The sequence below is a fragment of the Bacillus suaedaesalsae genome (assembly GCF_016890225.1).
GTDB classification, from domain to species: Bacteria; Bacillota; Bacilli; order Bacillales; family SA4; genus Bacillus_BS; species Bacillus_BS suaedaesalsae.
Genome location: NZ_JAFELM010000030.1, coordinates 124164 through 148398, shown reverse-complemented (window position 1 = coordinate 148398; position 24235 = coordinate 124164). Strand labels below are relative to the sequence as shown.

25 protein-coding genes are annotated in these 24235 nt (G+C 32.6%); 15 read left to right on the top strand and 10 right to left on the bottom strand.

Features of this window, described 5'->3' with window-relative positions; translation table 11 throughout:
• Window positions 1-29 precede the first annotated feature (29 nt).
• Entirely contained in the window at window positions 30-281 is a 252-nt protein-coding gene (locus JR050_RS11255) for an LSm family protein (RefSeq protein ID WP_204203591.1), read from the bottom strand.
• Window positions 282-520: 239 nt separating this feature from the next.
• Between JR050_RS11255 and JR050_RS11250 the strand changes: the two genes are divergently transcribed.
• Together JR050_RS11250 and JR050_RS11245 are read left to right on the top strand one after the other, a co-directional pair.
• On the top strand, window positions 521-910 hold the full coding sequence (locus JR050_RS11250) for a hypothetical protein (RefSeq protein WP_204203590.1): 390 nt from the start codon (window positions 521-523) through the stop codon (window positions 908-910).
• Between the two features lie 95 nt (window positions 911-1005).
• Window positions 1006-2307 (top strand): YheC/YheD family endospore coat-associated protein, encoded by a 1302-nt coding sequence (locus JR050_RS11245; protein ID WP_204203589.1) that lies wholly within the window; start codon window positions 1006-1008, stop codon window positions 2305-2307.
• Between the two features lie 57 nt (window positions 2308-2364).
• On the opposite strand, the gene JR050_RS11240 is transcribed toward JR050_RS11245, so the two are convergent.
• Window positions 2365-3459 carry a YheC/YheD family endospore coat-associated protein gene (locus JR050_RS11240; protein WP_204203588.1) on the bottom strand — a complete coding sequence of 365 codons (1095 nt, stop codon included), beginning with the start codon at window positions 3457-3459 and terminating at the stop codon, window positions 2365-2367.
• Window positions 3460-3594: 135 nt separating this feature from the next.
• Here JR050_RS11240 and JR050_RS11235 point away from each other — a divergent pair, with 135 nt between their 5' ends.
• From JR050_RS11235 to JR050_RS11220, 4 genes are all read left to right on the top strand, one after another.
• Window positions 3595-4917: a YheC/YheD family endospore coat-associated protein gene (locus JR050_RS11235; protein WP_204203587.1), complete on the top strand. Its 1323-nt coding sequence runs from the start codon at window positions 3595-3597 to the stop codon at window positions 4915-4917.
• A 55-nt stretch (window positions 4918-4972) separates the two neighbouring features.
• Window positions 4973-6196 carry an ATP-grasp domain-containing protein gene (locus JR050_RS11230; RefSeq protein WP_204203586.1) on the top strand — a complete coding sequence of 408 codons (1224 nt, stop codon included), beginning with the start codon at window positions 4973-4975 and terminating at the stop codon, window positions 6194-6196.
• A gap of 11 nt (window positions 6197-6207) precedes the next feature.
• Window positions 6208-7227 (top strand): YheC/YheD family endospore coat-associated protein, encoded by a 1020-nt coding sequence (locus JR050_RS11225; protein ID WP_204203585.1) that lies wholly within the window; start codon window positions 6208-6210, stop codon window positions 7225-7227.
• Window positions 7228-7309: 82 nt separating this feature from the next.
• A complete protein-coding gene (locus tag JR050_RS11220; RefSeq protein WP_204203584.1) occupies window positions 7310-7744 on the top strand; it encodes a CotY/CotZ family spore coat protein in 435 nt (144 codons plus the stop codon).
• 398 nt (window positions 7745-8142) lie between these two features.
• Here the strand turns inward: JR050_RS11220 and JR050_RS20550 are convergent, their stop codons facing one another.
• Entirely contained in the window at window positions 8143-9474 is a 1332-nt protein-coding gene (locus tag JR050_RS20550; RefSeq protein WP_204203583.1) for a YheC/YheD family protein, read from the bottom strand.
• A gap of 165 nt (window positions 9475-9639) precedes the next feature.
• Between JR050_RS20550 and JR050_RS11210 the strand changes: the two genes are divergently transcribed.
• Window positions 9640-11028: a UDP-N-acetylmuramoyl-tripeptide--D-alanyl-D-alanine ligase gene (locus JR050_RS11210; protein ID WP_204203582.1), complete on the top strand. Its 1389-nt coding sequence runs from the start codon at window positions 9640-9642 to the stop codon at window positions 11026-11028.
• 142 nt (window positions 11029-11170) lie between these two features.
• Here the strand turns inward: JR050_RS11210 and JR050_RS11205 are convergent, their stop codons facing one another.
• Window positions 11171-11998 carry a beta-keto acid cleavage family enzyme gene (locus tag JR050_RS11205; RefSeq protein ID WP_204203581.1) on the bottom strand — a complete coding sequence of 276 codons (828 nt, stop codon included), beginning with the start codon at window positions 11996-11998 and terminating at the stop codon, window positions 11171-11173.
• Window positions 11998-12630 (bottom strand): DapH/DapD/GlmU-related protein, encoded by a 633-nt coding sequence (locus JR050_RS11200; protein WP_204203580.1) that lies wholly within the window; start codon window positions 12628-12630, stop codon window positions 11998-12000. Before JR050_RS11200 ends, JR050_RS11205 begins: the two co-directional genes overlap by 1 nt.
• A 236-nt stretch (window positions 12631-12866) precedes the next feature.
• On the opposite strand from JR050_RS11200, the gene JR050_RS11195 reads away from it, so the two are divergent.
• The 5 genes from JR050_RS11195 (at window position 12867) to JR050_RS11175 (ending at window position 15937) form a co-directional block, all read left to right on the top strand.
• Window positions 12867-13169 (top strand): hypothetical protein, encoded by a 303-nt coding sequence (locus tag JR050_RS11195; protein WP_204203579.1) that lies wholly within the window; start codon window positions 12867-12869, stop codon window positions 13167-13169.
• Window positions 13108-13365 carry a CotY/CotZ family spore coat protein gene (locus tag JR050_RS20830; protein ID WP_204203673.1) on the top strand — a complete coding sequence of 86 codons (258 nt, stop codon included), beginning with the start codon at window positions 13108-13110 and terminating at the stop codon, window positions 13363-13365. The genes JR050_RS11195 and JR050_RS20830 overlap by 62 nt, the downstream gene beginning before the upstream one ends.
• A 117-nt stretch (window positions 13366-13482) precedes the next feature.
• Window positions 13483-13836 carry a YheC/YheD family protein gene (locus JR050_RS20700; protein ID WP_346726744.1) on the top strand — a complete coding sequence of 118 codons (354 nt, stop codon included), beginning with the start codon at window positions 13483-13485 and terminating at the stop codon, window positions 13834-13836.
• Window positions 13837-14164: 328 nt separating this feature from the next.
• Window positions 14165-14563 carry a hypothetical protein gene (locus tag JR050_RS11180; RefSeq protein WP_204203577.1) on the top strand — a complete coding sequence of 133 codons (399 nt, stop codon included), beginning with the start codon at window positions 14165-14167 and terminating at the stop codon, window positions 14561-14563.
• 69 nt (window positions 14564-14632) lie between these two features.
• Entirely contained in the window at window positions 14633-15937 is a 1305-nt protein-coding gene (locus JR050_RS11175; protein WP_204203576.1) for a YheC/YheD family endospore coat-associated protein, read from the top strand.
• Between the two features lie 53 nt (window positions 15938-15990).
• Here JR050_RS11175 and JR050_RS11170 read toward each other — a convergent pair whose 3' ends face one another.
• The 3 genes from JR050_RS11170 to JR050_RS11160 all read right to left on the bottom strand — a co-directional run bounded on the left by JR050_RS11170 (window position 15991) and on the right by JR050_RS11160 (window position 18451).
• On the bottom strand, window positions 15991-17298 hold the full coding sequence (locus JR050_RS11170) for a YheC/YheD family endospore coat-associated protein (protein WP_204203575.1): 1308 nt from the start codon (window positions 17296-17298) through the stop codon (window positions 15991-15993).
• A 69-nt stretch (window positions 17299-17367) separates the two neighbouring features.
• A complete protein-coding gene (locus JR050_RS11165) occupies window positions 17368-18156 on the bottom strand; it encodes a YheC/YheD family protein (protein ID WP_283244074.1) in 789 nt (262 codons plus the stop codon).
• A 136-nt stretch (window positions 18157-18292) separates the two neighbouring features.
• Window positions 18293-18451, bottom strand: coding sequence for a hypothetical protein (locus tag JR050_RS11160; RefSeq protein ID WP_204203573.1), 159 nt, complete (start codon window positions 18449-18451; stop codon window positions 18293-18295).
• Between the two features lie 137 nt (window positions 18452-18588).
• Between JR050_RS11160 and JR050_RS11155 the strand changes: the two genes are divergently transcribed.
• Window positions 18589-18792, top strand: coding sequence for a hypothetical protein (locus tag JR050_RS11155; protein WP_204203572.1), 204 nt, complete (start codon window positions 18589-18591; stop codon window positions 18790-18792).
• Between the two features lie 41 nt (window positions 18793-18833).
• Entirely contained in the window at window positions 18834-20138 is a 1305-nt protein-coding gene (locus JR050_RS20695) for a YheC/YheD family protein (protein ID WP_204203571.1), read from the top strand.
• A gap of 91 nt (window positions 20139-20229) precedes the next feature.
• Here JR050_RS20695 and JR050_RS11145 read toward each other — a convergent pair whose 3' ends face one another.
• A complete protein-coding gene (locus JR050_RS11145) occupies window positions 20230-21564 on the bottom strand; it encodes a YheC/YheD family endospore coat-associated protein (RefSeq protein WP_204203570.1) in 1335 nt (444 codons plus the stop codon).
• Between the two features lie 72 nt (window positions 21565-21636).
• Window positions 21637-22737 carry a YheC/YheD family protein gene (locus JR050_RS11140; RefSeq protein WP_204203569.1) on the bottom strand — a complete coding sequence of 367 codons (1101 nt, stop codon included), beginning with the start codon at window positions 22735-22737 and terminating at the stop codon, window positions 21637-21639.
• Between the two features lie 145 nt (window positions 22738-22882).
• On the opposite strand from JR050_RS11140, the gene JR050_RS11135 reads away from it, so the two are divergent.
• Complete coding sequence (locus JR050_RS11135; protein WP_204203568.1) at window positions 22883-24181, top strand: YheC/YheD family endospore coat-associated protein; 1299 nt, start codon at window positions 22883-22885, stop codon at window positions 24179-24181.
• Window positions 24182-24235 lie beyond the last annotated feature (54 nt).

Genomic DNA, 24235 nt, shown 5'->3' with positions numbered 1-24235 from the left:
AAAGGCTTATTACTTTACCAGGGGTATATCTAGTTTGTTAATAAACTTACTGAAAAATGTTCAATGTCTTTGCAACGAATAATAGTTAGTCTTTCTCCAATATACGGTGAGTACAATTCGGGTTCTACTATTTTCACACAACAATTCATTGTAACAGTTATGAGTTCTCCTTCAATGACATCCTCTGATTTTGTTCTGATGGTAACTTCCTCACCTTCAAACTCCTTTAACAACTTACATAAACAATCATGATGACATGATTGAAACTTCCGTACTCCCACTTAACTCACTCCTTTTATAATTAAAATAAAAGATTCTAGAGTAGTATATTCAAAGGAGTTTAATCATGACAGGGCAGTTGCATCCATTTACAAGATAAATTAATTAAGATAAACATATTTACTTAAAGTATTTAAAAATACACCCTTGTACTAAGACAAGTGCCAACTCACTTTTTTCTACTCAGAATACACTAAGCTTGTAATTACGTAATTACAAAAAATTACAAGGAGTGAGGTCTTTGGGATTACAAAATTTTTCTTGTGATAATCTTGCAAGACAAGACTATCGAGAAATACTAAACAATCTTAGTGGGCAGTTCGTGATTCTGGTTGGGGAAAATAATAATATTCTAGGATTTGGTGAAGTAGGAACAATATATGATGCAATAGTTCAATTAAGTTTTGATCTTGGTGGTGCACCAGTAGCATCTGTAGATTCTTTACCAACTTCATTAGAAAATTTGATTGGTTCCATTGAGATTCCAGATTTAGATTTCTATGTAAATTTGTGCCGTGTAGGTTCGATCATCGTTCCTAGTGAATTAACTTCTGGTTCTCTAATTTTAGGATTATTACTCGTTTTATTAATCCTAGGGTTAATCACAATTGAATTTCTTGAAGAATTGTAACCTTAAGTTAGTTTAGAAAAAAAGGCCTTTACCTTATACAAATGGTAAAGGCTTTATCATTTTTACATCATATATTAAAGAGAGGTGAAAATTTTATGAAAATTATATGGAAAAAAGATATTGCATCAGACACTGTTACTTTACCAATGAAATTAGAACATATAGTTTTATCAAAACAAGTTAAGCTTCATTTTGGATCTTGGAATAAAACTTTGCAGGTAACTTATTCAGATGAAATAGATAACGAATCTATCATTCTACCCTTGTATTTAAGTGATACATTTTTATTACCTATCGATTTACTCTATGAGGCAAGATTAGAAGCTAATAATCTATTTATTGGCCCTGTAATTGGGTTTTTACTTTCCAATAAAAAAGAGAAATTAGAATTACTATTAGAGGACTTCGAAGACTATTTACACAACTACAGTGAAATTGGTGGACTTATATTTGTATTTTCTTCAGACAGTGTTAACAAGAAAAATCATACAATAAGTGGGTATTATTATGATCCTTCCGATGGTTTGGAAATTTGGAAAAGTGGAATATTTCCTTATCCAGCTTCTATGTATAGGAGAACATTGATACGTAATAAGCTTAATGATCATTTCAATGTGGTTATAGGAAAGGAACACTTTTTTAATGATAAATATTACAATAAATCAAAACTTCACGAGCTATTAAAAAATCATAATTCAATTCAGAAATACCTTCCTGAAACCAGATTATTAACTAATAATCAGATATTAATAAATATGCTAAATAAATATAATTCCGTTTATTTAAAACCGACAAGAGGTTCGAGAGGATATGGAATAGTAAAGATAGTTAAAACACAGGATGGATATGATTGCATTGAAAGATCTGGTAAGATTCTTTTGTTTCAAACAAAGAAAGATGTTACTCAATATTTATACCAAAATATTCGAGAAGGAAAATATATTGTTCAGCAAGATGTAGGATTTCAAAAAGGAAAAAGAAATATAGATTTTAGACTAATGGTACAAAAGAACAGTCTGAAAAAGTGGGAATTAACTGCTTTTATTGCTAGATATGGGTTAAAAAATAAAATCTATACGAATAACCCTTCTGAAGTTAATCAAGGTATAGAGGCTTTGCAGAAAATGTTTGAACTATCTAATGAGGCGTTAACACGGAAGGTACAAGAAATAATCTTCATGTCAATGGCGATTGGAAATATTTTTGATCAATATGGTCATTATGCAGATTTAGGAATTGATATAGCTATTGATCAAAATATGAATATATGGATTTTAGAGGTTAATCATATATTCCAAGGTCATGATATGGCAGCATATGTTGGAGATGATTTTAAGACATATAAAAGGGTGTTATCAACCCTATTGGGTTATTTGAAAACACTAGCAGGTTTTTAAAAAGAGTAGGTATGTGTGAAAAACATACCTACTCTGTTAATTTAAGTAGACGAATAGTCATATTTCATTCATTTTTCTTAATAAAAAGCTACCGTATCGTATAGGATTCGCATATAAACTTTTACAAACTTCTTCTAATGATGGATCTTTTTCCATACCACTATACTGACTTCTAAAATTACACTCTATAAAGTATGGCTTTCCATCTTCTGCTATTCCAATATCCATTCCTAAATCAGCAATATGATAACTATATTTTTCTAGCTCATGAGCAATTTTTAAAGCTAGGTCTTCAATACTCTTACATATTTCTTCAGGAGAAAAGGTTGGATTCATAGATAGATAGGTGACAATATCTGAAAAATCTCCACCCATACCTACGTTTGTAATTACATGCCCTTTTTGAGCAAGCTTGCCGACCATACCTGTAATTCCCCAGTTTCCTGTTTCATTTTTTTGGACAATAACTCGTGTATCGAATGATCTTCCATCATACGTAGCCAAAGGTATTCGTTCTTGAACAACATAGGGTCTTTGTGAAATGGCTTTTAGAACATGAGCCGGTATTGTATAAGTAAATTTTGTTTGATGCCACTTTTGTTTATCGTCACGAAAATGTAATATCCAATCACCATTCTCTACTTTCTCCATATACATAATGCCCTTACCAATACTGGAATAAAATGGTTTGATAAACAATTTATTGAATTGGTTCATCATTCGTTTAATATTTGATTCAGTAGCTTCCAATGTTTTAGGAAGATGAGATGCAATCTCGGCATTCTTTTCTAATAACTGATTCATTATGAATTTTCCATTTTTAAATGGGAGGGCATTAAAAACGTAATATCCCAAGTTAATTAATTGCTTGAGCTTATCTCTTATACGTTGACTCTTTTGGCTAACACGGTTGTATACCACTCTAGGTAATGGTATTAGTTTTTCTTTATACTTCTCCTCATCCTTATCATACAAGAGAGCTTTTACATTCTCGGTTTTTTCTAATGACAAATCATTTAGTGTTACATAGCAAATTGACAGATTACAATCATTCGCTCCCTGTTCATAAAAGTAATTTGAGCTGTAACTTCTGCCATCTAATAAATGCTGATATTTTCTTTTAGAAATAAAAATCCCCATTGTATTCTTCATTATTCAACCTCCTTCTTCCCTATAGATAAATAATGTGAAAAAAACACTAGATGTTCATGAGAAATGAAGTTTTATCACAAATCATTTGAAAATGAATATTTTAAATGAGAACTAAAATTAGATTGAGGGATATAAATGAACCTAATTTCGATAGCTGAGGATCAATGCTCAACAGGAAAGCTTATGATACATCCAGATATTTTAAAGGCAATTGGAGAAATTAAAGGTCAAAGCTTAGTATTACGCTTCGGTACAAATGCCATATCAATAAACTTAATTCCTGATGACACGATTGCAAAGGAGACATGTATCATTTCTTCAGGTTGTGCAAAAGAACTTCATCTTCCACTACATTGTCAATTTGTGTTAATAGTAGATCAAGACGAACTTATAATCGGACCTTACATTGGGATTCTTGCCGCTAAAACAAATACAAGATTAAAAAGGAAAGTTAAAAAACTTCTAAACTATGTTCAACACTATAAACAAATCGGAGGAGCTATAATAGCATTTTCATTTGAAGGGATTGAACATAAAGAAAACCATATTTCTGGATATATTTATAACCCTAAAGAAGCTAAATGGGAATGGGGGACATTTCCGTATCCTAGTTCCTTTTATCGAAAGATTACTATGAAAAAAAGGTGGCGTAAACACTTTGAGAAGAAGATTGGTTCTAACTTTTTCAATTACAAAAATTTGTCGAAATGGGATGTTCACCAATTACTATATGAGTTTGAAACACTAAAACAATACTTGCCAACTACATCCTTATATACTGGACCAGCTGACGTACAATCTAGACTACAAAAAGAAGAAACAGTCTTTCTAAAGCCATTATCAGGACTAAAGGGAAAGAACATTAAGGAGATACACAAAGAAGATAATCTCTACACTGTTCGTTATCGTAAAGGTGATGAAAATCATACGTTAAATTTGGATGAAATGGGGATAAGTGAATATTTATCTAATTCTCTTACTTCACAAAAGTATTTGATTCAGCAAAAACTAAACCTTGTCTTTCAGCAACAACGTGTTACGGATTTTAGACTTTTTGTTACAAAGGATCGAACTGGAAACTGGAAATGTTTAGGATGGATTGGGAGAAATGGAGTACCTAAAAGTATCGTAAGTAATCGCTCAAGTGGAGGAACAGTAGAAAAAGGGGATGAAACTTTAAAATATATTTTGAGGTTAACTGATGATGAAGTTCCTATTTGGAGAGAAAGGATTTTTCAACTAGCTTGTGAAGCTTGTCAATGTTTTGATAAGAAAAAAATGAATTACGGATATTTCGCAATTGATATTGGCATAGATGTTGACAAAAAGATTTGGATATTGGAAATGAATCACCGCAGCCCAAATGATGCGTTACCTTTGTATGTTAGTGATCGTGAGTTATATGAACAAATTAAACTTTCTAACATGCTTTATTTAAAATGTTTAGCGGGATTTTAACAGAATAATTATGGGAATAACATTTCCTAACAATAGAGATTTGGGAGATGAAAATATGCAAACGATTTTATTTATCGGGAGCAATAAATCAGGTACTAGTAGAGATGCATTAAAAACGGCGGAAGAACTAGGATATTTTGTTGTACTTTTTACGGATAGAGAAAAATTTATCCAACAACGAGAAGAATTTTGTGAAGTACATCAAATGATTTATTTTGAGAATTTACTAGATAAAGAACTTCTATTAAACGAAATTGAGAAGCTTCAGTTACAAGGTAAAGAAATCAAGGGATGTATAAGCTTTATTGATCCATTTGTAAATCTAGCAGCAACATTATCAAATGAAATGGAACTGTCGAATTTATCTACAGATGCATTGTATTTAATGGAAGATAAAACACGTTTTAGAGAAATGATGATTGACCACCCAGCAACACCAATGTTTGACGTGTTCAGACCACATATTGATACACTTCATAATTGTATTGAGCGACATCATTCATCATTACCTCTTATTATCAAGTCACCAGTATCCAATGGATCAAAAGATGTCATTCTTGTAGACACGAAAGAGAAACTTAAACAAGGATTGAATAAATTCTTATCCTTAAATCCATATTCTGTTTTAATCGAAGAATATTTAGAAGGACCGCAATATTTAGTGGAAGTGTTGGTTCATGATGGTGAGGTTCATATTGTTGGAGTGGTTGAACAAAAAATTACAAAAATGAACCGGTTTATTGTAACTGACTATTTATTCCCAGCTATCCTTAAAGAAATCGAATATCAAAAACTTGTGGAAACAGTCGAGAGTATTACTTCTACTCTTGGGGTGATCAATGGATCTTGTCATCTTGAAATAAGACTAGTAGATGGAGACTGGAAACTCATTGAGATCAATCCACGTATGTCTGGTGGGGCAATGAACCGAATTATCCATGAAGGAATTGGTGTTAATTTAGTAAAGGAGACTATATCACTTTATTTAGGAGAAGTACCTAATCTCCAAGGACAACATCATCGGTATGTGTACGGAAAATATCTAACAGTCAATAGTAGAGGGAAATTGTTAAAGGTAACAGGGAAGAAACGTGCATCCATGCATGAAGGAGTAATTGATGTTTATGTGAAACCAAGGAAGGGAAGTATCCTTTCTCCTCCTTTATCAATGGGAGATCGATATGCGTATGTGTTAGCTGCTGCCGAGACTCCTCAAAAAGCAAAGGAGATTGCGATAAACGCAGCAAAAGAGATTAAGTTTTTTTTAGAGCCATTATAGGGGTGTTGAAAATGACGTTAATTGGAATGCTTCATTATCGAAAAACGCCTGCTCAGGTTAAAAAGGCTTTTGCTTGTGCAGCTGTTGCTAAAATGGAGGGGGTAGACTTTGTCTATTTCTCTTATCATTCCGTTGACTTTGAGTTAGAAAAAATTCAAGGGTGGAAATTTATTGATGGAATTTGGCAGCAGCAGGAAGTAGATTTTCCTGACGTCATATTAAATATAAGTGGTCCTAAAACAGAAGCTCAATCTCAAATTCGTAAGCAATTAAAGGAAAAGATTCCTTTCACCAGTTTTCCTGTTGGCACTAAAATGAAGGTTTATAAAAAAATAAAGAATGCAAAGGACTTTGCTGATTATTTAATCCCATCCAACAAATTAAAGAATGGAGAAAGAGTACTCGAACTCTTTAATCAATACAATAAAATTGTCATCAAACCATTCTCGGGAAGTAAGGGACGCAAAGTGTTATTTTTAGAAAAAATAGGTGATGGGGAATATCAGTTGACTGAAGGAGATCATAATCGTAAGTTGTTGGAAAATGAGATATTGGATCTAGTAAATGATTTAAAGAATGAAAAGAAATATCTTGTTCAACCTTTTATTGAATGCAAGACAAAAGCGGGGCTAACTTATGATTTTAGGCTACATGTTCAGAAAAATGGAAACGGAGAATGGGAAATTACATTAATTTATCCCCGCGTAAGTGGTAGCGGGAAAATGATAAGTAATGTGAGTAGCGGGGGTTATAGGGGAGAATTAGATATCTTTCTTCAAGAAGAATTCGGTGAACAGTATTTTAATATGCGAAGGACATTAGAACATTTCGCCATTGCATTTTCTTATCATATGGATCAAATTTATAATCGATCTTTTGACGAATTAGGGATTGATGTTGGCGTTGATGGGAACCAAAAGCTATGGATATTTGAAGTGAATTGGAGACCTGGATGCAAGCATAGGGAGTTTGAAGTAGCAAAAAGACTTATTCCATATGCAATATTTTTAACAAATAGGTCAAGTAACTAAGTCTAAATCCTTAATATTCCTGCACCATTAAAGGGTTCATACTATATCATATAGTAAAACATGTGGATTGGAGGGAGGGAAGATGCGAGGGAAAAACTGTGTATGCTCTGCCCTTTTAGAACTAAAATCGCAGCAAGACCAGCTAGGTGGTTGTCCTACAAGTTGCTTTAGTAGTCTTCTAGCAAAGCTCATAAAGGTAGATACCCTTCCGTTTATGCTTTTTACAGAAAGTAATGGTCCGTTGGAATTAGTTGGATTTGAACGTAAATCTAATGGGATTTCACATTTTAAAACAAGCTTTTTCCGAATAGAAGACATTGATGAGGAAACCTGTTGTGCCAAAATATCTCTTCTACGTCCGCTCGATTTTCAAGGATGCATTGTTGATTCAATATGTGATGTTGCAAGATTAGAAAGAACAAGGATTTGTACAGAAATAGATGTAAATTGTTTCTGTGCAGTTCAATGTCTAGATGTTGATTTACTAAGATCAATTGTAATCGAACCTAAATGGTAATTTTTATTTTAAAGTGTTTTGGGCACAATTTGGTTTAATAACAAAAATTAAGAATAAGAAAAGAGGCTGTCCCAAAAGTCATGAATAGATGACTTTTGGGACAGCCTCTTTTCTTTCTATTAGGTAATAAATTGTTAACTTAAAATGATATATGTTCCATTCCGCTCCAGACACTTGCTTTCCTCCGCTTCGCCTGTGGGGCCAGAGACCTTTTATCCACCTCCTGCAGGAGTCAAGTGTCTTACGCTCCATTTCACTATGTGTATATATTAGATTACCTAAAGAGGATTTTAAGAAAACAAACAAAAAAACAAAATAGGAGATAAAACAAAAAGCTGACCCTAAAAGGTCGTCATTGAACGACCTTTTGAGTCAGCATCTTCTATCGTTAAACATCATTAAAATTCAGCTAGTTTCTTTGTGTAAAGCATGTTAAACAACCTAGCTTGATATAAAATATGGTTCTTTTTTGCAGTTATAGCAATCCTATGATCAGGATCTTCATTATTAATTTCTATTATCCATAACTGATTTGTTTTATCTATACCTATATCAAAACCTAGATTACCACAGTGATGAAGATGTTTTTCTAGTTCCTTAGCTGCTTCAAGACAAGTTGAAGATAAATTATTCCTAAATAACTTAAATTGTTCATCAGATAACTTTAATGCATCCTTCAAAGTGACATCTCCATGAAACGCTTTTCCTCCTGCATTTATATTACTAACACTACTTTCTTTCGCACTGAATCTCGAAAATAAACCTAAATCTTTCCATGTCCCCTCTTTATCTTTAACAAATATCAATCTAAAATCTATAATACTCCCATTATGCTGAATGAGGTCAATTGCCTCTTGAATCAAGTACTTCTCACTCTTTAAGAATTTCAAGAGAAATCTATTAAATTTTTTCTTAGTGTTTAACGACTTAATTATATGTCTTTTCTTATCCTTCTTATAATAGCTAGCTGTAACAAACTTAGCATTATAGGTCAATTTAATAATGCCATTTGCAAATGTACCACCTATTGGCTTTAAATAAGCGTTTTTATATTTCTTTATAAATTTATATATTTGATTTGACCTATCAACTAATTGAGTAGAAGGCAAGGTGTCTTTCAATTTTGGATTGTGTTGAAACCACTCATACATGTGCCATTTATTAAAGGTTGGATAATTACATATGTTAATGCCTAAATTCTTTACTAAGTAATTCCATTTATCGTTCGTATCTACCGGTATTTTATTGAAGATGCTATTAGGTAGAGGATACTCTCCTTTCTCCCATTTATTTGATATTGGGTTATATAAAAAACCCTTTATTTTATCTGAAGAAGTGTTGATTGCTTCAAAAGAGAAAGCGAGAACTGCTCCTTTAATTTCTTCGTAATAAGTAACATATCGTTTTAAACCGTTTAATCGCCTCAGAAGTTCATGGTTGGTAGGAAATGCCAATATTCCTAAGTATGGACCAATCTCCAGTTTATTATTGTTTAACTGAATTTCGTAATTGCAATAAGTGGAGATTGCAAATTGTTCAATGAGATCTTCAGATAGTAATACTACATTATCGTCAACATTCATGGATTGCTGAATCTGTATAGTTTGAGTAGAACAACCGTACTTTAGTTCAATCTCACTACAAAGTTTTGAATAGGAATAATTATGAAGAAGATTAGGATTGATGGTCAAGCAATTTGTAGTACTCTTATCTCTGAGTATTCTAACCACACTATATACACCACTTTCACTTAAAAAGATTCTCAAATATTTTATTCATTAGAAATATAAATGGTGTGGGAGAAAGACATGTAATGTGAAATATTATTAATATTTGTTACCTTTTTCATATCTAAAAATAGAATAATAGAAAATGATTGAAAAGGGAGTTTGTATATGAAGGAATTAACAGTAAATTCTATACTAAATGTAATACATGGAACATTGTATTGTGGAGACAGAAATATTGTAATAAGAGATGTTAAGAAAAGGATTAAAAAAGCCGATTGGGATCTGAAGAACACCATAATATTTGATACGAAGCAAAGGAGGGTAAAATGGAAAAAATACCCCAATTGGAAATCGGTGGTTATTGTAACTAATCGTCCTAGAGTAATAAAAAGAGTGAGTTCATCATCTACCATTATTTTTGTTGAGAATGTTGGGAAATCCTATTGGGACTTTATAGATTACTATCGAGGGTTATTTAACATACCTGTAATTGGAATAACAGGTACTTGTGGAAAAACAACTACAAAAGAAATGCTTTCTTGGATTCTTAGTGAAACAAAAAAGGTACACAAAACATTTAAGAATCGAAATTCACCATTTCGAATTCTTAAATATCTGCTTAGTCTGGAAGAGGATGCGGAAGCAGCTGTTATAGAGATGGCAGCTGCGAATAAAGGAAATTTGAAAAATACGTGTCGTTATTTTAAACCAAATATCGGAATCATTACATCTATTGGTATTGATCATTTAGATAAGTTTCCAAAACTGGATGATTATATAAAAGAAAAGTCTACCATTATTACTTCTGTGGGAGAAAACGGAACGATATTGTTAAATTATGATGATATGAATATTAGAAAAATTAAACTTAATAAATTTAAAGGAAAAGTTATCTATTTTGGACTAAATGAAGGAGCCGATTTCTTTGCAGATGAATTGGAATTCAAAGAAGAAGGTACGAACTTCTGTTTGAATACAAGTGGAAAGCAATATGAAGTATTTATTCCAGGTGTAGGTGAGCATAATGTTTATAATGCTATAGCCGCTATTGTTGCAGCGTTTGAACTAGGTATTCCCATAGAGAAATCTATTAAAAGATTGAAAGACTTTGTTCATATTGAAAGACATTTTGAGATTCAAAAAGGTATGAGAGAAAGTATTTTAATTGATGATACATGGAGTTCAAATCCAACATCAATATATGCTGCGTTAAAGGCAATTAATGAGCTATATCCAAAGAAAAAGAAAATAGCAGTTCTTGGTGAGATGCATTATCTTGGTACAGGATCTAGAAAAGCACACCTTCTAGTTGGAGAGTTGATCACAAGAAGCAAAATAGATATTGCAATAACTATCGGAAATGGAGCAAGACCAATTCAGGAAAAAGCATTACAAATGGGAATGCAACCAGAAAATATAATTCACGTTCAAACTTTAAAAGAAGCAGAAGTAAAGCTAAGAGAGCTATTAGATAGTGATACGGTTGTGTTACTCAAGACCTCAATAAAAGATTCATATGGTACTCTCATAAATTCATTAAAGACAAATCATTAAGTTATATTAACAATATTCAATATGTTTATTTTAGATGTGTACTGGTATAAGTACTTGAAATAATCTTATAACTTAAAGAACCACCGGTTAGAAATAAAACCGGTGGTTCTTTAGGATAGTAATGATGAGTTACTACAAGGCTTTAAAGTTTAAGTTTACTTTTTACTTCCAGAGGGGAAGCAATATTTCGTTCATAAGCTTTTGCAAGATTTACAACACGCTCAAGAAGATCTGAATTCTTTGCTAATATATTTTTTTTCTTATCTAACCAAATGTTATCTTCTAATCCTATTCTTACCCCATCTGCCATTAGGACGCCTAGCCCAACCATTGATTTTTGAGTATCACCAATACCAGTTAATGAATAGTAGGATTGATCGGGTAATTCTGATATTAATAAAGCTAGATGGTTTAATTTTGCTTGAGCTGACGAGATGTTCCCTAATAAAATATTAAAATAGTAGGGAGGAGTTAGAAGACCTTTTTTAATCATATATTTTGCGAAATTAATCATTCCTAGATCAAAAACTTCCAATTCTGGTTTAATTCCATTATTTTGCATTTTTTCTGCTAATTTCAATATCATCTCTGGTGAATTTATACTTGCGGTTTTAGGGAAGTTAAGAGAGCTTAATGTTAAACTTGCCATGTCGGGTTTTAGGTCTCCAGTTAATTCTAAGACTGCTGAACGCTTTTCAAACTCATTATAATTTCGTCCACTAGTAGTGGTTACCAATATTAAATCAGGGTGTTTTTCCCGTATACCGTAAATAATTTCCTCATATACCTCTTTCCTATATGTTGGGGCTCCTTGATCGTCTCTTGCATGCAAATGTGCAATAGACACCCCGAATTTAGTGCTATTGGATACATCATCAATTATTTCCTTTGGAGATATTGGTACATATGGTGTTTGCTTCTTTGTTGGTATCATGCCAGTTGGTGCAAAATTAATAATTAAATTTTCCATTATTCTTCACCTCTTTCTTTTTTTAAGGGCTTGGCAGGCACCCCCACAACCACTGTATTTGGGGGTACATCGTTAACAACAACTGCACCAGCTCCAACAACACTGTTCTCCCCAATTGTTACTCCCATTACTACTGCACCTAATCCAATATAACAATTCTTCTTAAGTGTGGATCTGCCCCCAATAGTAGCACCTGCACCTATAAACACGTTGTCTTCAATTTTTACATCATGTGAGATTAGACAATTCATTCGTAAAGTTACGTAATTACCTATAGTAGTGTTTTGCCCAATTGAACAACCTTGTGGCAAAATTACTCCTTGGCCAACTTTTACCATATTCATGTCAATCGATGGATGGATGAGAGTTGGTATTTTACAACCTTTGGATAAAAGCATTCTTGTTACATTAGGATCTTTAGGCTTGTTATTGATAAAATAATTGTCTTCTCCCTTAGCTAATTCTGAAATTAAGTGATAACTACCAATAATGGGAAATGTAGAGTAGTTCTTATATCTTTTTATCTTCCTTTTAGAAAGATAACCATAACTAGACCATGTAGGATTAACTTCATTAATAGAATCAATTAACTTGAAATCAAAATAACCTAAACCAACGACATATAAATTCATTGTTATTCCCTCATTTTTTGTTGTTTTCTCAAGTATCATATTCATATATGTTAAGTATTGTTAAGGTAATAGAAGAAATTGGGGGAAAAATTTAAATCACCTATATATATACACAATCACTAGCAACATTTGTATCATAGTATAAAAATAAAGGATTCGATGTGGGGAGATAATCAAGAGAATTTTATTTCTTCATTGATTATTAAATAATATCTTTCTGATTGTGAGGATGTTAAATGCAAATAAAGTGGAAAGAACGTAATGAGAAAAGCCAAGATTTCATTTATTTCAATAAACATTTCCTAAAAGATAAAAATCTCTCAACTGAAAAACATAAAGTTGTTCATTTTGGCACGTTAAAAATAAAAAAGAAAATAAAAGAGGATATTGAACTGAAATATAATGAAATAGCTATGTGTTCAGAATTGACGAGGGAAATAAACTTACCTATCGACGCTTTATATAATGTTGAATTAACTGTATCTAGGAGGAGGAGTATCGCACTTTCATACAAGTTTTTTTCGAATTATACACATTAATGAAAAGACTTGCTGTGCGAAGATTTCCCTGCTTCGCCCATTAGATATCCATGGATACATTACAGACTCCATATGTGACTTAGCACGATTAGAAAGAACCAATAAATGTGTAGAAGTTGATCTAAACTGTTTCTGTGCAGTTCAATGTTTCGATGTTGATCTGTTAAAGAAAATTGAGATTGAACCGAAATGGTAGCCCATTGGACAAAGTGCTTTTTAAGGCACTTTTTTATTTTCTATGTAGGAAACATTCAAAATGAAGATAAAGTGGCTGAGGGAAAACGATGGAAACATTTATTTAAATAATATTTGAATATCATTTATCCCTAGGACAACAAGTAATGATTCACTTCGGATTAATGGAAGTAAATACTATAGGGAAGCAGCTAGAACAATATTTGATTTTGATGAGGTTCAAGCATTAACTTTAGAAAAAGAAATCATTCAAATAAGTAAAAAAGTTTGCCATCAATTGGAAAGAAAGGGTCAAGTCATTGGAGATGTAGCTCTTGATATTGTCCTTGATTCTAACAAGAGGATATGGCTGTTAGAAGTTCAAATTAATTATGGAGTGGATGAAAGGCTGTATCAACTGCTGTCGGATGGGTCTTATAAAAAGGTATGGACGACTCCTATTGAACATGCAAAGGCTTTATCAGGATATTGAAAAAAGTATTAAAACAGAAAAGGTTCCTTTTCAGTTTTTTTTGTCATACCCTTCCAGTTTTTTAGCATATAACACCTTAAATAATCTAGCCTGATAATATATTGATTTAGATCTGGCTTTATGCAAATACATGAGTTTTACTTAATAAAAGAAGAATATGATTTTATCATATGTTTTTTTGATATATATCTAAACGAGACTACAATCTATGAATTTTTAATTGTACCCTTGTCCTAAGACAATCGCCGTTTCTGAATCCTCTACCGAGTATAAACTAAACATGTATTTACGTAATTACAATAATAAAAAATTCAAGAGAGGATTTAGAATGGGAGTAAAACATTTCTCATGTGACAAATTAGCACTAGAAGAAATCAGAGATGCATTAAGAGAAGCGAAAAGAGAGGGACTGTTTGTAGCTCTAGTTGGTGACAATCGAAATGTACTAGGATTTGGAATAGTGGATGATGTAAATGACGCAACAGCAGAATTAGAGTTTCCAGGAGGTAGTTTTCTTGGGCCTGATTTTGCAGCAATTCCTGGAATTTCAGGGTTAGTGAATTCTGTGAGTATTAGTAATAGTAATGGTAATGGTAATGACATTGGATTTGAAGAAGTTGAATTCACAGTTAACTTATGCTGTGTATGCTCAGTAGTTTCATCTGAAAGTCTGTTTTCGTTAATTATACTAGGGATTATTCTAGGATATATTCCAATTGATAACTAATAAGTAAATGAAGAAGTCTTCACTTTAAAGTGAAGGCTTCTCTATCTACATAAGAAAGGAGTTGAAACAATGAATGTTCAATGGGAAAACGAACAAGAAAAAGATACAATTATTCTACCTTCAACTTTAAATAATAATTTAGTAAACAATGTAATTAACGTACAACTTGGTTCGTGCCATAAAAATATGAAAGTACAATTCTCCAATGAAGAATCCAATGAATCTATCCAACTACCGAATCACTTCACAGATCAAATTACCCTTCCAATCAACCTTCCATTTGACTCTAAATTAGAAAATAATATATTAAATATTGGCCCAGTAATCGGCTTCCTCCTGTGTAATAAAAAAGAGGATTTAGAACCATTACTGGCAGATGACTTCGACGATTACGTCCATAATTATGAAGAAGTAAGAGGATTAATCTATGCTTTCTCCTCTGAAGGTATTGATTTAAAAACAAAAACCATTGAAGGGTATTATTTGGATCCTACTGACCCAATGAACTGTTGGAAAGAAGGAGTATTTCCTTATCCTTCAGCATTATATAGAAGAACATTAATTCCAAGTAAAATACTGAGTGAACTAGAAACCGTTATTGGTATGGATCGAATATTCAATACGAGATATTATCATAAATGGGATTTGTATAAGCTTCTAAATAAGCATTCAAATATCCTCAAATACTTTCCGGAGACAAAACAGTTTAACAATGAACAGGTGTTAGCTTACATGTTAAATAAGTATTCCAGTGTATATTTTAAGCCGATCAATGGCACGTACGGTCATGGTATTTGTAAGATTGAAAGAGTAAGCAAAGGCTATCAATTAATAAAAAGGTCATCAGAAATAGAAGAAATTCAAACGTTTAAGGAACTCTTTAATTACCTAGAGAGCAAAGTAAAGAAGGGGAGCTATATTATTCAACAAGATGTTGCCTTTCAGAAACAGGGGAAAAATATCGACTTTCGAATGATGGTGCAAAAGAATCAAAAAAGAAAGTGGAATTGCAATGCATTTATCGCACGATTTGGTGAGAAGAAAAAGATTTATACAAATGATCCTTCTGATGTTCAAGATGGCTACATGGCACTTCAGAGCATGTTTCAATTAACCGATGAGGAATTGAGATGGAAGGAACAAGAAATTTGCTCAATTTGTAAAGATATCGGAAAAACCTTCGATCAATATGGTCATTATGCAGATTTAGGAATTGATTTAACAGTTGATAAAAACATGAATGTTTGGATCCTCGAGATTAATCATTTGTTCCAAGACCATGACATGGCTGCATATCTTAATGATGAGTACAAAACATATGAGAAGGTTCTATCAACACTTTTAGATTATTTAAAAACATTAGCCGGATTTTAAATACGGAGTGATGAGGAGCATCAACAGCCCTAAGTCACTCCGTTTTTACTATTCTAAAAACCTGCTAAAACCTTTGCATATTCTATTGGATTTGTCATGAGCTTCTTAAAGGTCTTTTTATTTATATGATTATCGCGGCCATATCGGATTTGCAGCTCTAGTATCCAGGTTTTTTTCTGTTGATCCAAAATAAGATCAAATGCAACGTCACCTAAATGAATCCCTTGCATTTCGATTGTCTCACAAGCATTTCTGCAAATAGAGAACATCTCATTTGCCTTTTCCAATGCCTCTGATTGATTAAGATTGTAAATAGACTTAAGTGCCTCCATTCCATATAGTAATAGATCCCGATTTTTAAAGTTCGTATTGATACTATTTTCTTTCGATATTTTTGCAGTGAAACCTGGTGACGTCCATTTTTTCTTTTTATTTTTTTGCATATAAAATCTAAAATCTAAATTCCGGTTGTTATGTTTAAAGGGAATGGGCTGTTGAACCAAATAATCACTGGTCACTTTATTAGTTCTAAAGTAATTAGCCACTTTTTTCATCGACGGAAACGTAAGAGTATGGTTTTCGGTATCCTGAAGTAAGTACCCTCCATTCAATCTCTGCAAATAGAAAATCCCTTTTCCATTTGCAGAATTATGAGGTTTTAAATACACTGATTTGTATTTATCCAACATCTCATAGATAACATGTTTGCTAGTTAAATTTCTAGTTTCAGGAAGGTGTAATTTTAAATTCTTATTGGCTGAAAATAATTTATATTGTTTCCATTTTCCAACAAAATCACTGTTAAAGATCCGATCTCCTATCGCGTTTTTTAGACTTTCATAGATGGAGTGATCTAACTTTCTTGTTCGATTAAAAACAGCTTGAGGATAAGGGAATACTCCTTTTATCCATTGGTTTTCTTTTGAGCCAGTTGGTACGAAGCAATACCCTGTAATCGTTTCAGATTGGATATTGATTCCAGAACTTTGGCATACGTAAAAAAGCCCCTTAAATTGTTTTTTACTTTTTATGTGAACTTCACACAATTTTAGAAATTCCTCCGTAATCTCTGGATAATATTCCGGAGTAATTAATAAGATAGCCGGGCCGACAATAATGGAGGATTTTTCGAATTTAACTTCGACATCCAGGTCATCTGGAAAAGTAAAACCATTTCCTAAAGAATGAGGGACGATCATCACATTTTGAGAAAGCATAAAACTGTTTTGAATCTTTACGTCTTTACTTAATGAGCCAATGTAAAGAGTAACTTGATTGTTACTCTTAAAATGACGGGGGAGTGCCTCCATATTTAGAATTATAGTATCCTTGGGGCATTTTGTTGACCAGATCAATTTCATGTTTATCACCTAACTTCAACATTTTTGTTTATGATATGACTGGTTTGATGAAATGGTTTTAAGGACACTCTAAGTTATCATTTGACGTAATAAAAAGCTTCGATATCTTATTGGATTTTCATATACGTTTTCACATATAGCGAGCAGGTCTGTATTCTTCTCCATCCCGCTGTACTGACTTCTAAAATTACATTCTATAAAATAAATCATTCCATTCTGTGCAACTCCAAGATCCATTCCTAAGTCAGCAATATGATAACAATAGTTTTCAAGATACTTAGCAATTTTTAAGGAAAGCTTATCTATTTCTTCACAAATAATGTTGGAAGAAAATTGAGGGTTCAGATCTAGAAATGTCATAATGTCTGCGAAATCTCCACCTAGCCCAACATTGGTAATTACATTTCCCATTTGAGCAAGTTTTCCAACCTTCCCCGTGATGGCCCATTCTCCGCTCTCGTTTTTCTGTACAATGACACGGGTATCGAAGTTCCTTCCCTTGTATTTCGCAAGTGTTATTCTTTCCTGTACAATATACGGTCTTGAAGTAATCGCATTGACTAAAACTTCTGGAAGTTCATGTAGAAAGTTTATTTGAATCCATGTTTGCCTTTCATTCCGTACATGTAACACCCATTCACCAGTTTCGGTCTTATTCATATGCATTATGCCTTTTCCAATGTTGGAATAGCAGGGCTTTATAAAAAGGCGGTCATGCTGCTTCATCATGATTTTTATATTTTCCATCGTAGCCTCTAACGTGTAAGGTAAATGATTACATAATTCCGAATCCTTGCTAAGTAACTCGTGCATGAGCCATTTTCCATTTTTAAAAGGAGTTGAATTGAATATGATCAATCCTTGCTTTTGAAGTTTTTTTATTTGTTGACGATTTGAGACTAACAAGGTTGTATATAACCTTTGGTAAAGGAGGTGTTAATACTGTTTTATATTTGTTTTCATTGTGGTCAAACAATAAAGCTTTCACCTTACTCTAATGTTCAACCTCCGTTAGGCTAAGCGGGATATAAAAAAGTGTTAAGTTTACTGATTGAGCAGTCGCGTCATAATAATGATTGGAAATAGACCTCCGGCCGTTAAGAAGCTTGTTAAAATGCCTCTCTGAAACAAGAATACCGATTTTTTCAATCATTCCATGTACCTCCTTCCTTCATATAAATATTAAATGCCATTCATAAAGGAACGTTCATCAATCCTGATACTAATCACAAATTCCAAAGTAATGAATATTTTAAAAAAGGAACATATTGGAGATGAAGGAGAACTTATATGGACAAAAAAATCACTATTTTAGCTGAAGAAAAGTTGCGGGGAGCTATGTATATTCATCCAGAACTGGCGGGAATTTTAGGCATTAAAAAAAATAGGCAAATCATGATTAGCTTTGGTACTGCAACCGTTGAGATCCAGTTAATCCTTCATACAACGATAACTAATGACACGATAATGATAGATCCTAGTCTGCGTCTATAGACTTGGCGCTAGCCAAGTTTTTCTAACGGGGAGGGTGTAAAGTGAAAATAAGATGGATTCAACAACCGAACAGTTCAATTCAATTTAATGGCAAAGTGCTTAAGGAATATAAACTCCAGGTTGGACAGGAAATCATCCTAAATTACGGGACAGTAAAACTAACAAAGATAATTGAAGAGAATAGTAATCTGGAAGAATGTGAAGTAGGAATAGATCCTTTTATTTCCAACGAGTTTTCATTACCACGGGATGCATTATATGAAATCGCTTTAAAAGAGAACCAAATTCATATTGGTCCATTAATTTCAATACTTGTATCCAATCAGTCTTCATTTATTACCCCTAACCGTCTAGAACTATTAAAGGAACGTCTGTATTTTTATAAAAAAGTTAAAGGGGTTATATTCGTTACATCACAGGATTTGATCGATTTCGAGAGGAAAAATTGTAAAGGTTATTATTATACAGAAAAAGGTGAATGGATTGAGGAGAGGTTTCCATTACCTAGTGTTATTGTCAATCGGACATTTATTAAAAAAGACAAGTATGATTTGTTAATAAAGGAAGGTACAAAAATAGTAAACAATTGCCGAATGACGAAGAATAAGCTATGGGAGTTACTTTATAAAACAAAAGTAAGGCATTATTTGCCTTATACACGTAGATTACGAAATATTGATAGCTTAATTGAAACATTTAAAACTTATGATAGCGTATATCTCAAACCTACAAATCTATCGAGAGGGAACGGAATCTTTAAGATAGTAAAGACGGATGTTGGATTCGAGGTACAAACAAAAAGGAAAGAAATCATGAATGTTTCGAGCAAAAGTGAGCTTGGACAAATATTGAAAAAATTAACAAAAAGACGAAAGTATTTAATTCAACAGGATGTATCCTACAAAGAAGTTGAAAAAAGAATGGTGGATTTTCGAGTTTACTTACAAAAAGATTCCACGAGGAATTGGAATTGTTCCGGAATCATCTGCCGTGTATCAATGCCAGGATGTGTAGTTTCGAATTTAAAGTATACAGAAAAAGTTTTATCGTATCATGATGCGTCTCGTTTCATATTTGGATTTACGATTAACGAGGAAAAGACAATTGAACATGAAATAATTGAAGCATGCAGGGCTGTATGTAGGGAGCTAAAGAGTAAAAAACAGATCATCGGAGATGTAGCATTAGACGTTGCTGTTGATTCAAATTTAAAGGTATGGATTTTGGAAGTTCAAATAAATTATGCGGTGGATGAGAGGCTATATAACATTCCAGAAGCCATCTATAGGAAGGTATGGACGACTCCTATTGAGTATGCAAAAGCGTTAAGTGAATTCAATAATTAAAATGAATATGTAACTGAAAAGACGAAGAATCTTTTCAGTTTTTTAGTTTATCTATGTTTATAATCAACACATTTATATCCTAAAGAAATCCTTAAAAACCAGCTAGTCTTTTCGCATAAATCATGTTATGAAATCGAGCCTGATAAAAAAGAGGCGCTGAATTTGCAGATAGAGCGATATAATGGTCAGGATTTTGATTATTAATTTCAATAATCCATAAATGGAAGTTCTGATCAATACCGATATCAAACCCAATATTACCACAGTGGTAACCGTTGGATTCTATTTTCTGAATGGAGTTAAGGACAAGATTGTGAATCCTTTGGAACAAATCCTTTTGTAATTCAATTGGAATATGAAATCTCTCAGTAAAAGTCTTATGAGCAATCTCAGCTCGACCACCTGAAGAGATATTACTTACAATGCTTTGGTCAGCCCCAAACCGTGAAACGGTTTCAAGTATTTTCCACCTTTTTTTATGATCTTTCACTAAAATGACTCGGAAATCAATCACTCTCTGTTTATAGGTCAATAACGAAATGCTTTGTTGTATTAAATAATCATCATTCTTTAAAGAATAATAGAAGAATCTCATAAACTGTTTTTTGCTTGAAAAATATCGATCTTGTTCTCTACGCCTACCTCCAAATTGGACAATGGCTCCATTCTTTGTCTTTATTACTTTATAGACGAGCCTTCCTAAACGGCCATTCATTGGTTTAATGTATACACTTCGATGTTTCTTTAACATTTCTATAATTGTTAATGGAGATTGATAAACAACTGTTTCAGGTAAATGTTGATGAAACTCATTTTTTAGCATTTTGTACATATCCCATTTATCAAAATTAGGAAAGTTGTAAACAGAATCATTAAGTTCAGATTTAAAATGATGCATGATTGATTGAAATTGTTGCCACTTATCCGTTAAGTTTGCTTCGACGATAGAGAATAAAGAAGCTGGATATGGATAATTGCCTTTTATCCATTGCCTTGTTTGCGGATTGAATAAATATCCTTCTATTACTTGGTTCTTTTTATCAATCCCTTCTAATGAGAAGGCAATAATGGAACCGCCTATTTGTTTGTAGTGATGCACATAGCTAGTTAATGATGACACAATTCTTGAAAGTTTCTCGGAAGATAAGGCTGCTAATATCCCAATATAAGGTCCGATCTTTATCCCGTTTTGACCTAGAACTTTCAAGTCGAATAGCGGTTCTAGAGGAATTGAAAGCTTTTCTATGATATTTGCAGACACAATTATTTCTCCATCAGACAATGATGGATCTAAAACTACAAACACCCTGTATTCTTGAATACCATACGTTAAGTTTACATGTGTATGTGTTAAATATGAATATTTCTTCGAGTGGAATGGGAGTCTTACTGTAGACGTTGAATGATCTATATTAATTTTATACATCGGTCTTTCCTCCAACCAAAAAGGACAATTTTAGGATTATTATATGAAACATAAAAAAAATTGATTGGGGTCTTAGTCCATCTTATCTAGTAAATATTTTGCATAATCTATTGGAGTTGTAAATACAGAACTCCATTCTTCAGCTAGAAGTTTACCGTTTGCAATAATTCCACCTAAATAGTCTGAAATAAAGTTGCATTCAATAAAATATGGCACACCATCTTTTGTTACACCGATATCAAATCCCAAGTCTGCCAGATGAGGAAATTGATGATCTAAATAGTGTGCAATCCCTAATGAAATAGAGAAAATATTTTTTCTGAGCTTAGAGGGAGAAGTTATAATATTCGTTTCAGGAAGAATCTTTTTTATTAGATAAGTTGAACTTCCTTGTGCGCCGTTAGTTAGAAAATCATTTTGTTTTGCAACCTTACACATGATACCAGTAACGGTAAAATTACCTTCTATATTTTTTTGTACACTTACTCTCATATCAAAGGGAGATCCCATATATGTTGCAAGAGGAATTGTTTCTTGAATAATGTATTTTCGTTCTTTAATCCTCGATAATAGAATACTTGGGAATGAGTTAATAAAGTATTCATGCCTGACATCCAATTCCCCAGAAAGCTTATAAGAAAGGCTCCAATACTTACCACTTCTATCAAGTTTCATAGCGCCCATTCCTTTTTCGCCATAATTTGGTTTAAGAATTAAACTGTTATATTTATTCATCATTAATTTTAGTGATTGTAAGGTTAATGGAAGGGTATAAGGGAGATGTTTCTTTAACAAATTGTTTATTTCTAGTAATTGATGAATCGTATATTTCTCGACATCATAATTAGGTCGATTAAAGACCGTAATGCCACTTTCTAATAGTGACTTAATGTGAGCTTGGCAGATAGGTGAATAGTCGATAATTCTCGAATAAATGACTTTTGGTCGAACCACCTCTTTAAAAACAAATTCATTTCCAACCATGATAAATGCTTCTACTGTCCTTTTATCGGGCCTTATCCGATTTAATGTAAGATAGCAGAGACGAATATTATTATGTTTAGCTGCTTTTTCAAATAAGTTCAGCATGCACCTTACATCGGGAGTCATATTGGACATGTTCTTATATATTTTATCAGGTAAAATAATCCCTACGTTATTTGTAGAAGACAATGAATTCACTCCTTATCATTCTGTGATTTTATATCCTATTCAATTGGAAAAACAGTGAATAGACTAATTTCATGTCCTTTTAGCCTTTTTGTCTAAACACGCCTTTAACAGCTTGCATATAATTAATTGGTAGGGGAGTGAAGGAATGTTTAAAGTCCAATTGAATGAACAAGGGAAAAGATATATAGAGATAAATAAGGAGAAATATAAAGAATTAGGCAGAACAGTTGAATTGCAGATTGGGCAATGCAAAGAGGTATTAAAGGTCAAAAAGAACAGACTAATAGAACAAGATGTTATAAGTATTCCTACTTATTTTGAAAAGGGAATTGAACTGCCTATAGAAATTCCATTTGAGGTGAAGGTGCTAGAAAATACTATTAGGATAGGACCAGTTATCGGTATATTAGGCTGCAGAAGAAAGAAGGATTTAACTCAAGAATTGCTTCAGTTAATTCTTATGAGATTTGTTGATTATGATTCAATTAAAGGACTTATCTATACTTTTACTGAGGATTCTGTCAATTACTATAAAAGAATAATTGAAGGCTATTATTATAGTCCAACAGAGAAGAGTTGGAAACCGGGAATTTTTCCTTATCCTAATGCAATCTTTGTAAATAAGGATTCGATGAGTAGTAAAATGTATAATCATTTCGTTCAAATAATTGGAAATAAAGTTTTTTATTCACAGCACTTATCAAAGTGGGTACAGCATCAATTAATATCTAAAAATCATATATTGAAGCAATATTTGCCACATACGATTCCATTTAAAAGTACAAAAGGTTTAATTTATATGTTAAACAAATATGGGTCTGTATATCTTAAACCGAATCAATCTTATCAAGGAAAAGGGATGTATTCGATTAAACTAACAAAACGGGGATATGTTGTTAAGGATGCATTCAACCAGTTAACTATCTTGTATTCTTGGCATCAATTATCCTCATTCGTTATGACGAAGATGTATGGGAGATCCTATCTAATCCAACAATCAGTCCCTTTTCAATATAAAAATAGAATAGTTGATTTCCGTGTTTATCTACAAAAAGACAGATACAAAAAATGGTTTTGCCCTGGAATAACAACAAGAATATCAAATGAAGAAAGCATAATTACAAATTCAAGAAATAGGGCTGGACTTTTAGAAGCAGATGAAGGATTTAGACAGCTATTTTCGATTAGTAATGAGGAGTCCAAAAGAATTCAGCAGAAGATGATTGAAGTTTGTACAAAAATCGCTTCATTAATAGAAAATGAGGGAATCCATTTAGGTGATGTTGCGTTTGATGTTATCGTCGATTCCAATCTAAGGATTTGGTTACTTGAACTACAGGGTGGATATTCAGTTGAAACGAAGAAAGGAGAAATACCTCCTCATATATTCTATAAGTTATTAACAACACCGTTAGAATACGCAAAAACGTTAGCAGGCTTTTAAACAATGAAATTTCTAAGATAAATATTTTGTGTAAATAACGTAAGTGCCCTTACC

What these genes read in the sequence shown, in the direction of transcription:
- JR050_RS11245 (WP_204203589.1), top strand. Translation starts at nt 1,006, where the DNA reads ATGAAAATTATATGGAAAAAAGATATTGCATCAGACACTGTTACTTTA.
- JR050_RS11240 (WP_204203588.1), bottom strand. Translation starts at nt 3,459, where the DNA reads ATGAAGAATACAATGGGGATTTTTATTTCTAAAAGAAAATATCAGCAT.
- JR050_RS11235 (WP_204203587.1), top strand. Translation starts at nt 3,595, where the DNA reads ATGAACCTAATTTCGATAGCTGAGGATCAATGCTCAACAGGAAAGCTT.
- JR050_RS11230 (WP_204203586.1), top strand. Translation starts at nt 4,973, where the DNA reads ATGCAAACGATTTTATTTATCGGGAGCAATAAATCAGGTACTAGTAGA.
- JR050_RS11225 (WP_204203585.1), top strand. Translation starts at nt 6,208, where the DNA reads ATGACGTTAATTGGAATGCTTCATTATCGAAAAACGCCTGCTCAGGTT.
- JR050_RS11220 (WP_204203584.1), top strand. Translation starts at nt 7,310, where the DNA reads ATGCGAGGGAAAAACTGTGTATGCTCTGCCCTTTTAGAACTAAAATCG.
- JR050_RS11210 (WP_204203582.1), top strand. Translation starts at nt 9,640, where the DNA reads ATGAAGGAATTAACAGTAAATTCTATACTAAATGTAATACATGGAACA.
- JR050_RS11205 (WP_204203581.1), bottom strand. Translation starts at nt 11,998, where the DNA reads ATGGAAAATTTAATTATTAATTTTGCACCAACTGGCATGATACCAACA.
- JR050_RS11200 (WP_204203580.1), bottom strand. Translation starts at nt 12,630, where the DNA reads ATGAATTTATATGTCGTTGGTTTAGGTTATTTTGATTTCAAGTTAATT.
- JR050_RS11195 (WP_204203579.1), top strand. Translation starts at nt 12,867, where the DNA reads ATGCAAATAAAGTGGAAAGAACGTAATGAGAAAAGCCAAGATTTCATT.
- JR050_RS11180 (WP_204203577.1), top strand. Translation starts at nt 14,165, where the DNA reads ATGGGAGTAAAACATTTCTCATGTGACAAATTAGCACTAGAAGAAATC.
- JR050_RS11175 (WP_204203576.1), top strand. Translation starts at nt 14,633, where the DNA reads ATGAATGTTCAATGGGAAAACGAACAAGAAAAAGATACAATTATTCTA.
- JR050_RS11170 (WP_204203575.1), bottom strand. Translation starts at nt 17,298, where the DNA reads ATGAAATTGATCTGGTCAACAAAATGCCCCAAGGATACTATAATTCTA.
- JR050_RS11160 (WP_204203573.1), bottom strand. Translation starts at nt 18,451, where the DNA reads ATGATTGAAAAAATCGGTATTCTTGTTTCAGAGAGGCATTTTAACAAG.
- JR050_RS11155 (WP_204203572.1), top strand. Translation starts at nt 18,589, where the DNA reads ATGGACAAAAAAATCACTATTTTAGCTGAAGAAAAGTTGCGGGGAGCT.
- JR050_RS11145 (WP_204203570.1), bottom strand. Translation starts at nt 21,564, where the DNA reads ATGTATAAAATTAATATAGATCATTCAACGTCTACAGTAAGACTCCCA.
- JR050_RS11135 (WP_204203568.1), top strand. Translation starts at nt 22,883, where the DNA reads ATGTTTAAAGTCCAATTGAATGAACAAGGGAAAAGATATATAGAGATA.